The following is a 12,720-nucleotide window of genomic DNA, read 5'->3' on the forward strand; positions in this document are numbered from 1 at the left end:
GGCTCCCCGTTCAGCCGGGCGGAAGGGCGGGCAGGACCCGGGTGACGGCGGCGACGAGCTGGTCGCAGTCGTCGGCGGTGAGGTTGGCCGACAGCGGGATGTCGACGGCCTCGTCGAGGTGCCGGGCGGTCCGGGGCCAGCGGGCCCGGGCGGCGGCCGGGTCGGGACCGACCAGGAACCGCCAGTTCCAGAAGACCCGTACGTTGGTGTCGCCCGGGTCGGCCAGGGCACGGGCGTCGATCCCCTCGGCGCGGATCGCGGCGGCGAACCACGCGGACTGGGCGGCGGTGGCACCGGGCAGCCGGAAGACCAGCGCCTCGCCGAGATAGGCGCCCGGGGCCACCGGCCGGCGCAGCGCGAGGCCGGGCAGGTCGGCCAGGCCGGCCGCCACGTGCGCGTAGTTGCGGTGGTGGGCGGCGAGCTTGGCGGGCAGGCCGCCGAGCAGCGCGCCGGCCAGCGCGGCCCGGATCTCGTCCATCCGTACGCCGAAGATGGGGTGGGCCAGGTCGTCGACGGGTGGCCGGTCGCCGCCGAAGTGCCGGGCCAGCCGTCCCTCGTACGCCCCGCTGAACACCACCGCGCGGGCGTACAGTTCCTCGTCGTCGGTCAGCAGGAAGCCGCCCTCGCCGGTGTTGAGCGCCTTGTCGGACTGGGTGGAGAACGCCCCGGCCCGGCCGAAGGTCCCCAGTGGACGGCCGTTGAGGGCGGCGCCCAGTGCGGGTACGGCGTCCTCGACCACCGGTACGCCGTACTCGGCGGCCAGGGCGCAGATGGCGGGCATGTCGCTGGCGAAGCCGCGCATGTGCACCACGACGACGGCGGCGGCCCCCTCGGCGAGCGCCCGCCGCAGGTCGCCGAGGTCGAGGTGCAGGTCCTCGTCGCATTCGACGATGACCGGCCGGTGGCCGGCAAGCAGGATCGCACTGGGCGTGGCGGCGAAGGTGAACGCCGGGCAGGCGACGGGGGAGCCGGGCGGCAGGCCGAGCCCGAGCAGGCCGAGCGCGATCGCCGTGGTGCCGCTGGCGCAGGCCAGTGCGTGCCGTACGCCGAAGTGGTCGCACAGGCCCTGTTCGAACCGTCCGGTGTGGGTCTCGGCGTGCGGGCGGGTGTCGTAGCGGAAGTAGCGTCGCTCGCGGATCGCGCCGATCGCCGCCTGCTCGTCGGCCTCGCTGATCCAGACGTCCCCCTTGTCGTACGTCGGCCAGGGGCGGGTGCGGATCGGGGTGCCACCGAGGACGGCCGGCGGGCCGGGTGGACCGATGGTCGGAGGACTGGTGGTGCTGTCGCCATGGGTCAACATCGGAACCTTCTCCTGGTCAGAGTCGGACCCTGCTCCGCGTGATGGGCGGGATACGCTCGGCGACGTTACGCGGCGTCGTTAACAATTGCCAGTCCGCAAGTTTCCTGCTGATTGCCGATCTTGCATCGACGCTGGTCACTGTGGGCAACCTTTTTTGCGGAGAGCCTTGATCGCGGTCAGCTCTTGCTTGATCACGCTGCGTTGGTCAGGATGGGCGGGCGGTCCACCGGCGGCGCCTTCCTGAGCGCCGGTCCGGGTGCGCCGCCGACGCGCCACGTCAGGAGGCGACCCCCATGACGACCCCCGTGCCCCGCCACAGCCCGCCGGCCTACCGGGCGGCCGGTTGGTGGCGCGACCGGACGATCCTCGACGACCTGCGCGACGGCGCCCGCCGCCACCCCGACAAGCCGGCCGTCGTCTGCTACCACGTCGACGGGTCGCCGACCGAGACCGTCACCTACGCCGAACTGCTCGCGTACACCGGCCGCTTCGCCGTCGCGCTGCGCGGCCTGGGGATCGGCGCCGGCGACGTCGTCACCCTCCAGCTGCCCAACTCCTGGCAGTTCGTCGCCCTGTGCCTGGCCACCTTCCGGCTGGGCGCGGTCGTCAACCCGGTCATCCCGATCATGCGCCGCCGCGAGGTCGCGCACATGGTCGCCCTCACCGGCAGCCCGGTCTACGTCGCCCCGACCCGGCTGCGCGACTTCTCGTACGCCGATCTGGCCGCCGAGGTGGCCCGGGCCGTGCCGACCCTGCGGCACCGGGTGCTGCTCGACGACCCCTCGGCACCGGCCGCCGGCGGCGACGATCCGGCGGTGGTCGACTTCGCGGACGCCTTCCTGCGCGCCGACCTGCCGACCGAGATCGATCACCCGGAGGCGCTCCCGGACGACCTCGCCCAGATCATGTTCACCTCCGGCACCACCGGCGAGCCCAAGGGCGTCATGCACACCCACAACACCCTGCACGCCCTGGTCCGCACCGAATCCGAGGCGCTCGGCCTGACCGGGGACGACGTCGTCGCGATGGGCTCGCCCCTGACCCACCAGGCCGGGTTCGCCTACTGCTTCCTGATGCCCCTCACCCTCGGCGCCACCGCCGTGCAGCTCGACGCCTGGCAGCCGGACCTGATGCTGCGGGTCGTGCAGGAGCGGCGGGTCACGTTCTCGATGGGCGCCCCGACGTTCCTGGTCGACCTGATCGACGCCCAGCGCCGCGCCCCGCGCGACCTGTCGTCGCTGCGCAGCTTCGCCTGCGGCAGCGCGCCGATCGCCCCGGTGGTCGCCGAACGCGCCGCCGACGTGCTCGGCACCCGGGTCTACGCCCTGTGGGGGATGACCGAGAACGGCACGGTCACCATCACCCGCCCGGACGACCCACCGGACCTCGCCACCCGCAGCGACGGCTCGCCGCCACCCTGGATGGAGGTCCGCATCGTCGACGACGCCGGCGTCCCGGTCCCCGCCGGGCGGACCGGCCGGCTGCTGGTCCGCGGCGCCAACCAGTGCCTCGGCTACTACCGCCGCCCCGAGGTGTACGCGTCCTGTGTGGACGCCGACGGCTGGTTCGACACCGGTGACCTGGCCCACGACGACGGCCACGGCGGCATCCGCATCGCCGGCCGGGTCAAGGACGTCATCTCCCGCGGCGGCGAGAAGATCCCGGTGGTCGAGGTGGAGGCGGCCCTGCTGCGCCACCCCGCCGTACGCGACGTCGCCCTGATCGGCTATCCCGACGAGCGGCTCGGCGAGCGGGCCTGCGCGGTGCTGGTCGCCGACGTACCGCTGACCCTGGCCGACGTGCGGGCCCACCTCGACGCCCTCGACATGGCCCGGCAGTACTGGCCGGAACGGGTCGAACTCGTCGACGCGCTGCCGCGCACCCCGTCCGGCAAGGTCCAGAAGTTCATCCTCAGTGGACGGTACGCGGCCGGTCCGGCCGTCGTGCCGCCCACGGCGGACGCCACCACCGCGGACGGCCCGGCGGTGGCGGCGTGAACTTCGACCTCACCCCGGAGCAGGAGGAACTGCGGGCCCGGATCCGCGCCTTCGCGGCCGCGCACGTCGCACCCGACTACCAGGCCGCCGACACCCGCGGCGCGCCCCGCCCCGGCCTGTACGCCGACCTGGCCGGCGCCGGCCTGCTCGGACTGCGGGTCGCCACCGGGTACGGCGGACTCGGCCGGGACGCGGTCAGCACCGGCGTCGCCCTGGAGGAGTTGGCCCGCGCCGACTTCAACGCCTGCTACCCGGCCCTGAACGCCGCCCTGATCGCCGACGTCCTGGCCGCCAACGGTGACCGGGCCCAACGCGACCGGTGGCTGCCCCCGATCGCCGACGGCTCGGCGATCGTCGCCCTGTGCCTGACCGAACCGGCCCACGGCACCGACGCCGCCGCCATCGAGATGCGCGCCGAACCCGACGGCGACAAGGGCTGGCGGCTGTACGGCGTCAAGAGCTCGATCATGCTCGGCGGGTACGCCACCCACGGACTCGTCTTCGCCCGCACCGGTGCGGCCGGACCACACGGCATCACCGCCTGCTACGTCCGGCTCGACGACACGTACGTCACCCGGCGCACCACCACCGACGTCGGCAACCGCTCGGCCGGTCGGGCCGAACTCACCTTCGACGGCCTCCCGGTCGGCGTCGACGACGTGGTGGCCGGCCCCGGCCTCGGCTTCGTGCAGGTGATGCGCGGCTTCGACTACTCCCGCGCCCTGATCAGCCTGATCTGCATCGGCGCCGCCTCGGCCTCGCTGTCCGAGGCGTTCGACCACGCCCGCGAGCGGCACGCGTTCGGCCAGCCGATCGGCCGGTTCCAGGGCCTGTCGTTCCCGCTGGTCGAACACGCCACCTACCTGCACGCCGCCCGGCTGCTGGCGTACGAGGCACTGTGGCGCAAGGACGCCGGGCAGGACCACCGGCTGGCCGCCAACATGGCCAAGTGGTGGGCGCCGCGCGCCGCGTTCGAGGCGGCCCACCAGGCGCTGCTCACCTTCGGCCAGCACGGCTGGAGCGACGAACGCCCGCTGGGCCAACGGATGCGCGACGTGATGGGGCTGGAGATCGGCGACGGCACCGCCCAGGTCACCAAGCTCGTCGTCGCCCGGCTGCTGCTCGGCCGCGACAGCGCGCCCTGACCGGTCGACCACACCCGCCGCACGGTGGACCGGCGCTTGACGGCCGCTGTTCATTCAGTGAATAGCGGCGGCCATGTGCTGCCCCGGGGGATCGCGACCGGGGTCAGCGGCGGCCGGATGGAGAGCTGTGTCGACGGCGGGTGCGTCCGGTCCGAGGAGTTCGTACGCCCGATCCCGGTGCTCTGGGACCACCTGCTCGTGTTCGGTGCCGGCGGGATGCTGACGGTGCTGGTTCGGCTGACCCGCCCGGCTATCGGCCGCTGCACCGGCCCGGTCGACCGGCCCGCCCGGAGGCCGGATACCACTGTCCCGCCCCACAGCGAGTTCGCTGTGCGTACGCCGAATTCGCTGTGGACCGCGACACCAACCCGGCGTCCTTCCTCGGCAACCGCCCGGGCACCTGTGATCATCTGCTGTCCAGCGGTTCGACACGCCGTACCTACGACGGCGGAACAACTGACGATCACCACGCACCGCCACGTCACGAAGGGCACGCCGTTCTGACCCCTGTCGTCGAGGCCAACGAACGGCCCATCGCCGCGAATCGGCGCAGATACGGCAGAGATCGATGTATTGACGTCTCGCAACATGCGCGTAACCTTCTTTGGAGAGCGCTCTCCAAACACATCACCTCCCATCACACCCCGCAGGAGATCTGATGTCATCCACCCCCGCCGCGGTACGCCCGCGGCACCTACCCCGGCTCCGGCGGCTCGTCGCGCCGCTGGCCGTCACCGCGCTCGTGGCGTCGGCGCTGGTCGCCGGCCCGCTCAACTCCGCCGACGCCGCGGACGCCCTGCTCTCGCACGGGCGCCCGGCCGTCTCCTCGTCCAACCAGGGCACCGGAACCCCCGCCTCGGCGGCGTTCGACGCCGACGTACACACCCGCTGGTCCAGCGCCGCCGCCGATCCGCAGTGGATCCGCGTCGACCTCGGCACCCGGTCCACCGTCACCCGGGTCGAGTTGCAGTGGGAGGCCGCCTACGCGACGGCGTACCAGATCCAGACCTCGGACGATACGTTCACCTGGAACACGATCTACTCGACCACGACGGGGACCGGTGGCAACCAGGCCCTCAACGTCACCGGCACCGGCCGCCACGTACGGCTGCTCGGCACCACCCGGGCCACCATGCACGGCTACTCCCTGTGGGAGATCCGGGTCTTCGGCTCGGCCGGCGGCACCCCGCCGACCACCCCGCCGCCCGGCAACGGGTACGTCCCGGCCAACCCGCCGGTGACCGGCGTGGTGCCGTCGACGCACCGCCCGCCGAACAAGGAACACCGCGAGTTCCAGGCGAACTGCGCCCCCACCCACCACCTGCCGGACGACCCGATCGTCTTCCCCAACCTGCCGGGTGCCTCGCATTATCACACCTTCATGGGCAGCCCGACGACGAACGCCCGCAGCACGCTGGCGTCGCTGCAGGCGGGCGGCACCTCGTGCCGGGTGCCGGCGGACCGGTCCGGCTACTGGATGCCGACCATGTACAACGGCAACCAGCTCGTCTCACCCGCCGGCCACCAGGTCATCTACTACAAGTCCGGGGTGATCGACTACACCAGCGTCCGCCCGTTCCCGCCGGGCCTGCGGTACGTCGTCGGCAGCCCGAACGCGACCGCCGCCGACTTCATCGCCGGCTCGGTCGAGGGCTGGGAGTGCGGCGACAGCTACGACAACGCGGACTTCCCGGCGTGGTGCCCGCCCGGCACCCAGCTCAACGTCCGCTACCAGTCGCCGAGCTGCTGGGACGGGCGCTGGCTGGACACCCCCGACCACAAGAGCCACATGGCCTACCCGGTCAACGGGGTCTGTCCGACCAGCCACCCGGTCGCGGTGCCGATGATCGAGTTCAAGATGGCGTTCCCGGTCAGCGGGGACATGTCCCAGGTACGGCTGTCGAGCGGGCGCGGCTACTCGTTCCACTACGACTTCTTCAACGTCTGGGAGCCCCCGACCCTGGCCGCCATGGTCAACCACTGCATCCGCGGCGGCCTCCAGTGCGACGCCCGCGGCTTCGACCTCTACAACCCCCAGGCCGGCGCCGCCCTGAACGAAAACTACGAACTCCCCTAACCCAACCCTCATGATCCGCGTGATCCCCTCATGATCCGCGTGATCAGGGAGTACGTCGGGCGTGTCGTCGGCGCGCCGGACCGCGAACTCCCTGATCACGCGGATCTCGCGCCGGCGGCGCGGGCCGGCGGCGCGGGCCGGGGGCGCGCGCCGAGATGGCCGGCCCCGGGGGCGGGGGTGGGGTGGGTCAGGCGGCGGTGAGCTGGTCCAGGCGGGTGAGGTAGGCCGTGCGGGACCGTGCCATCTCCGCGGCCAGCGCGACGGTCGCGGTGTCGGCGCCGGACTCCTGCTCGCTGCGCGACACCCGGGCCGACTGGTCGACGTGTTCCCGCAGCCGGTCGTGGAACAGCCGGTCGAACTCGGCGCCGGTGGCCGCCCGCAGGGCGTCGAGCTGCACGGCGGTCACCATTCCCGGCATGTCGTGGCCCTGGTGCGGGTTCGTCCCGTCCAGCCCGGCCAGGGTACGCAACTCCCGTAGCCTGGCCAGCTCGGCCAGGTGTGCGGCGTGCACCTCGTCGGCGAACCGGCGTACGGCCGGGTCGGCGCCGCGGGCGGCGGCCAGCTCGAGCAGCGGCAGGGTCCGTTCGTTCATCGGGATCATCAGCTGTACCCAGGCGAGGTCGGTGCCGTTGAAGCTCGCCGCGACGACGGTGGCGGCCGGGGTCGCGGCCGACGGGGTCGGGCCGGTGCCGCCGGCGGGGGCGCAGCCGCTGAGCAGGGCCACCAGCAGCGCGGCGGTCGGAACGGTGTGGGCGGCGGTTGGTCGGGCCATCACGATCACCTTCTCGCGGCCGAGGGTCGGCGGTGGCGGCGATGGCGGCGCGCGCCGCGGGCACGCCGCCGGGGTTCCGGTCCGCGCCACCGGCACGACGCAGCATCGCGGCCGGTACGACGTGCCATCGCGGCCGGCACGACGCGGCATCGCGGCCGGCACGACGCGGCATCGGGTGGATCGCGGATCCGAGCGTCCTGGAGAGCGCTCTCGCCCGTCAGTCTCCGAGCATCCGCGACAGGTGTCAATGTCCACGGTCGTCGGTCCGGGCTCCCGTGTCGTTCCGATGGCTGCCCGGTCGGCCCCAACTGCGACTCGACCGCGCGGGCCGCGGGGAGCCTCGGCGAACCCGGATCGGGTCGGTGGTGCCGAACGTATTGACGGCGGCCACATTCCGGGGCAACACTCGGGTCAGCTGGAGAGCGCTCTCCAAGCTGGTCTCCGTCCCGATCCGGCGTGCCCTGCCCGGGTGCCCCCGTCATGACAGGTGATATCGATGAGAATCGGACCACACCCCGTACCCATCCCCGGACGCCGCCGACACCCACGCGCGGCGCTGGCGGCCGTCCTGACCGCCGTACTCGCCGCGCTCGGCATCGCCGGCCCGATCGCCGTGGCGAGTGCCGCGGATTCGTTGTTGTCGTTGGATCGTCCGGCGTTGGCGTCGTCGGTGCAGGGTGCTGATCTGTCGGCGGCTAATGCGTTTGATGGTGATGTGGGTTCGCGGTGGGGTTCGGCGTGGGCTGATCCGCAGTGGATTCGGGTGGATCTGGGTGGTGTGGCGTCGGTGTCGCGGGTGGTGTTGCGGTGGGAGGGTGCGTTTGCGCGGTCGTTCCAGGTGCAGACGTCGAACGACGGCAGCGCCTGGACGTCGATCTACTCGACGACGACGGGTGCCGGTGGTGTGCAGACTCTCGATGTCACCGGCGCCGGGCGTTACGTGCGGATGTACGGCACGGTGCGGTCGTCGGGTTACGGGTATTCGTTGTACGAGTTCGAGGTGTACGGGACGTTGGGTGGCACGCCACCGACGCCGACGCCGACTCCGGGTGCGTGTGGGACCACGAACGCTGCGCAGGGGCGTCCGGCCACGGCGTCGTCGGTGGAGGCCGGTGACACCCAGGCCGGCGCGGCGGTGGACGGCAATACCGGCACCCGCTGGTCGAGCCAGTACGCCGATCCGCAGTGGCTGCGCGTCGACCTGGGACAGGCCCGCACCATCTGCCGCGTGGTGCTCCAGTGGGAGGGTGCGTACGGCCGGGCGTTCCAGATCCAGACCTCGGGTGACGGCAACACCTGGACGAGCATCTACTCCACCACCACCGGTACCGGCGGCACGCAGACCCTCGACGTCACCGGAACCGGCCGCTACGTTCGCATGTACGGCACCGCCCGGGGTACCGGCTACGGCTATTCACTGTGGGAGTTCAGGGTGTTCACGACCGGCGGTGGCGGTGATCCGGTCGAGCCGACCGACCCGCGCAACCCCAACTTCGGCCCGAACACCTTCGTCTTCGACCCGTCGACGCCGACGGCGACGATCCAGAGCCGGCTCAACACGATCTTCACCGGTCAGGAGACCAACCAGTTCGGCCCGCAGCGTTACGCCGTGCTGTTCAAGCCCGGCAACTACACCGCCGACGTCAACCTCGGCTTCTTCACCCAGGTCGCCGGCCTCGGCTTCTCGCCCGACGACGTCAACCTCAACGGTCACGTACGCGCCGAGGCGGACTGGTTCGGCGGCAACGCGACCCAGAACTTCTGGCGGGCGGCCGAGAACCTGTCGGTGACCCTGCCGGCGAACGTCCAGGTCGAACGCTGGGCGGTGTCGCAGGCGGCACCGTACCGGCGGATGCACCTGCGGGGCAGCCAGAACCAGATCCAGCTCTGGAACGGCGGCGACGGCTGGTCCAGCGGTGGCCTGATGGCCGACACCAAGATTGACGGTTTGGTGGTCTCCGGCTCGCAGCAGCAGTGGTTCTCCCGCAACAGCGAGTTCGGCGCCTGGACCGGATCGGTCTGGAACATGGTGTTCACCGGGGTCACCGGCGCGCCGCCGCCGCACTTCCCGAACCCCTCGCACACCGTGATCAACCAGACCCCGGTCGTACGGGAGAAGCCGTTCCTCTACGTCGACGGGACCGGCGAGTACCGGGTGTTCGTGCCGGCGCTGCGCACCAACTCGCAGGGCACCAGCTGGTACGGCAAGACCCCGGCCGGTACGTCGATCTCGCTGAGCCAGTTCTTCATCGTCCGCCCGGGCACCGCCGCGGCGACCGTGAACGCGGCCCTGGCCCAGGGCAAGAACCTGCTCTTCACCCCCGGCGTGCACCGGGTCGACCAGACCATCCAGATCAACCGCGCCGACACCGTCGTACTCGGTCTCGGTCTGGCCACCCTCCAACCGCAGGGCGGCGTCGTGCCGATGAAGGTCGCCGACGTCGGCGGGGTCAAGGTCGCCGGCATCATGTTCGAGGCCGACGAGGTCAACTCGCCCATGCTGATGGAGGTCGGGCCGCCCGGTTCGTCCGCCGACCACGCGGCGAACCCGATCTCGCTGCACGACGTCTTCTTCCGTATCGGCGGGCCGGGCGTCGGCCGGGCCACGACCACGCTGACCATCAACAGCGACGACGTGATCGGCGACCACCTGTGGCTGTGGCGGGCCGACCACGGCGCCGGCGTCGGTTGGACCGTCAACACCGCCGACACGGGACTGATCGTCAACGGCGACGACGTCACCATGTACGGCCTCTTCGTCGAGCACTACCAGAAGTACCAGACGATCTGGAACGGCAACCGCGGCCGGACCTACTTCTACCAGAACGAGATGCCGTACGACCCGCCGAACCAGGCGGCCTGGATGAACGGTTCCTCGCGGGGCTACGCCGCGTACAAGGTGGCCGACACCGTCGATACCCACCAGGCGTGGGGGCTCGGCAGCTACTGCGTCTTCACCTCCGACGCGTCCATAGTGGCCGATCGCGCCTTCGAGGTGCCGAACCGTCCGGGCGTCCGGTTCACCAACATGGTGACGGTCTCGCTCGGCGGCGTGGGCACGATCAACCGGATCATCAACAACACCGGGCCGACGGCCAACTCGACGACACCGACGGTCTACCTGACCAACTATCCGTAGGTCGTACCGGAACACCCGCCCGGGACCGCGCCACGCGGTCCCGGGCGCCCTCCGTTGAGTCGACCGACATTATCTGACTAGAGTCAGAGAATGCAGGATGAGCGGATCGACCAGATACGGCGGTTCAACCGGACCGTCACCCAGCGCATCGGCGCCCTCGACGACGCCTACCTCTCCCGCGACCGGCCCCTCGGCCAGGCCCGCCTGCTCTGGGAGATCGGCACCGGCACCAGCGAGGTACGGGCCCTGCGGTCCCGGCTCGGCCTCGACTCCGGCTATCTCAGCCGGCTCCTGCGCGCTCTCCAGGCCGACGGCCTCGTCGTCGTCGAGGCGGCCGACGCCGACGGGCGCGTACGCGAGGTCCGGCTCACCCCTGACGGGCTGGCCGAACTCGCCGAGCTGGACCGGCGCTCCGACGATTCGGCCGCCGCGATCCTCCAACCGCTCAACGAAAGCCAGCGGGACCGGCTTGTCAGCGCCATGGCCGACGTTGAACGCCTGCTCACCGCCTCCATGGTCCGTGTCGACGCTGTCGACCCCGGCCACCCGGACGCGCGGTACTGCATCCAGGCGTTCTTCGCCGAACTCGCCGACCGGTTGGAGGCGGGCTTCGACCCGGGCGTCAGCCACACCGCCGACCCTGCTCAGATCACCCCGCCGGCCGGCCTGCTCCTGGTCGCCACCCTGCACGACGAGCCGGTCGGCTGCGGCGCGTTCCGGCTGCGGCCGGGGCCGTCCGGCGTCGTGCCCGGCCCGGACGCCTACGCGGAACTGAAGCACATGTGGGTCTCGCCCACCGTCCGCGGTCTGGGCCTCGGCCGCCGCCTCGTCGCCGAACTCGAGGCCCACGTCGCGGGTGCCGGGGTGCGCACCGTCCGGCTCGACACCAACGGGGCCCTGGTGGAGGCGATCGGCTTCTACAAGACGGCCGGATACCGCGAGATCGACGCATACAACGACGAGCCGTACGCCGACCACTGGTTCGAGAAGACCCTCTGAGGTACGCGGGCCCGCCGGCACGCGCGGCGTGGGAGGGCTAACCGACGACGCGTAGCGTCACCGGTAGCGGCTCGGAGCCGATCTGCGCGGCGAGTACCTTGGCCTCGGACCTGGTGAACCGGCCGCTGATCTCGGTGTCGCCGGTGATCACCGCCTGCACCACCGGCGCCGAGACCACCAGGTTGTCGAGCGTGACGGCGACCTGGTTTTCGGTGCCGGCGTCGACCGCCTCCCTGGTCAGGTCCGTCCACCGCTGCTGGCCCGGGCCGGTGAAACCGATGGCGACGACCCACTGGCCGGTGTCGGTCACCTTCGCCTCGGCGGTCTCGACGTCGGCGCCGCCGGCCCGGGCGACGTCGAGCAGGTACTTGACCGGCGGGTCTGCGGCGTCGCAGGCGACGGCCGGCCCATCGGCCGCGGTCGTCGCCGGCCGGGCGGTCAGTTGCGGGCAGGTGACGGTCGGTACGGCGTACTGCATCCGGGGTGGCAGGGCGGCGACCTCGGCGGGCGTGAGCGTGGCGAACGGCGCCAGCGCCTGCACGGCAGCGGGGTCCGGCGAGCCCGACGCGGTGATCTCCTCGGCGAGTTGGTATGCGGCGCCGAGCTTGGCCGCGACCTGCTCCCGGGCCGGAACCCGTGCGGTGTCCGGGGTGGGCGGCGCCCCGCCGGCCACGGGCCGGTCCGCGACCGAGCCGAGTACGCGACGGAAGCTCAGGTCGCCGGTGCCGGCGAGCGACCGCAGTTCGTCCTCGTGTCCGGTCTCACCGACGCGCAGGACGAGGCGGCTGCCTTCGACGTCGACCGAGGGCCGGTCCAGGTCGGCGGCGGCCAGCCGGTCGGCGAGCAGGTCCCGGGTCCGTTCGACGTCGTCGCGGCCGGGCGCGGTGCCGTCGGCCCGCACCGCCTCCACGGTGAGTTCCGTGCCGGCGGACAGGTCGAGGATCCGGTCGCGGAGCAGGAAGGCCGCGCCGCCACAGGCGAGGATGCCGAGCAGTGCGACGCAGGCCAACACACTGACGACCACGACGAGGGTCCGGTCGCGTCGCGGGGCGCCCGGTGGGGGCGGGGTGGCGGGCGTGGGCATCACCCGCCCGAGTCTAGAGCGGTCCGTCGATGGATGCGCGCGGTGAAGCGCGAGGCGGGCGCGGCGGTGCGACTCCGGCGCCCGCATCGGACGGCTCGGGCGGCAGCGGCGGCGGTGGGGCTGCGATCCGGCGACGCGGCGAGTTAGTTGTACTCTCAACTACAGGCCGGGCTCCTCCTGGTGCCTCCGGTCGACGCACCGCGACGA

The 12,720-nt window shown here is 72.1% G+C and carries 8 protein-coding genes; 5 read left to right on the forward strand and 3 right to left on the reverse strand.

Going from position 1 to position 12,720, the window contains the following annotated elements:
- Positions 1-10 precede the first annotated feature (10 nt).
- Positions 11-1,300 (reverse strand): DegT/DnrJ/EryC1/StrS family aminotransferase, encoded by a 1,290-nt coding sequence (locus tag Prubr_RS28440; RefSeq protein WP_212817961.1) that lies wholly within the window; start codon positions 1,298-1,300, stop codon positions 11-13.
- Positions 1,301-1,593: 293 nt separating this feature from the next.
- Between Prubr_RS28440 and Prubr_RS28445 the strand changes: the two genes are divergently transcribed.
- From Prubr_RS28445 to Prubr_RS28455, 3 genes are all read left to right on the forward strand, one after another.
- Complete coding sequence (locus Prubr_RS28445; RefSeq protein WP_212817962.1) at positions 1,594-3,297, forward strand: AMP-binding protein; 1,704 nt, start codon at positions 1,594-1,596, stop codon at positions 3,295-3,297.
- Positions 3,294-4,442, forward strand: coding sequence for an acyl-CoA dehydrogenase family protein (locus tag Prubr_RS28450; RefSeq protein WP_212817963.1), 1,149 nt, complete (start codon positions 3,294-3,296; stop codon positions 4,440-4,442). Before Prubr_RS28445 ends, Prubr_RS28450 begins: the two co-directional genes overlap by 4 nt.
- A 658-nt stretch (positions 4,443-5,100) precedes the next feature.
- On the forward strand, positions 5,101-6,519 hold the full coding sequence (locus Prubr_RS28455; RefSeq protein ID WP_212817964.1) for a DUF1996 domain-containing protein: 1,419 nt from the start codon (positions 5,101-5,103) through the stop codon (positions 6,517-6,519).
- Positions 6,520-6,706: 187 nt separating this feature from the next.
- Here the strand turns inward: Prubr_RS28455 and Prubr_RS28460 are convergent, their stop codons facing one another.
- Complete coding sequence (locus tag Prubr_RS28460) at positions 6,707-7,291, reverse strand: DUF305 domain-containing protein (RefSeq protein ID WP_212817965.1); 585 nt, start codon at positions 7,289-7,291, stop codon at positions 6,707-6,709.
- A gap of 496 nt (positions 7,292-7,787) precedes the next feature.
- On the opposite strand from Prubr_RS28460, the gene Prubr_RS28465 reads away from it, so the two are divergent.
- Both Prubr_RS28465 and Prubr_RS28470 read left to right on the forward strand, forming a co-directional pair.
- Complete coding sequence (locus tag Prubr_RS28465; protein WP_212817966.1) at positions 7,788-10,430, forward strand: discoidin domain-containing protein; 2,643 nt, start codon at positions 7,788-7,790, stop codon at positions 10,428-10,430.
- Between the two features lie 90 nt (positions 10,431-10,520).
- Complete coding sequence (locus tag Prubr_RS28470) at positions 10,521-11,429, forward strand: bifunctional helix-turn-helix transcriptional regulator/GNAT family N-acetyltransferase (RefSeq protein WP_212817967.1); 909 nt, start codon at positions 10,521-10,523, stop codon at positions 11,427-11,429.
- A 37-nt stretch (positions 11,430-11,466) separates the two neighbouring features.
- Here the strand turns inward: Prubr_RS28470 and Prubr_RS28475 are convergent, their stop codons facing one another.
- Positions 11,467-12,513 (reverse strand): SecDF P1 head subdomain-containing protein, encoded by a 1,047-nt coding sequence (locus Prubr_RS28475; RefSeq protein WP_425518068.1) that lies wholly within the window; start codon positions 12,511-12,513, stop codon positions 11,467-11,469.
- Positions 12,514-12,720: the final 207 nt, after the last annotated feature.

The sequence above is a fragment of the Polymorphospora rubra genome, from assembly GCF_018324255.1.
In the GTDB taxonomy this organism is placed as follows: Bacteria; Actinomycetota; Actinomycetes; order Mycobacteriales; family Micromonosporaceae; genus Polymorphospora; species Polymorphospora rubra.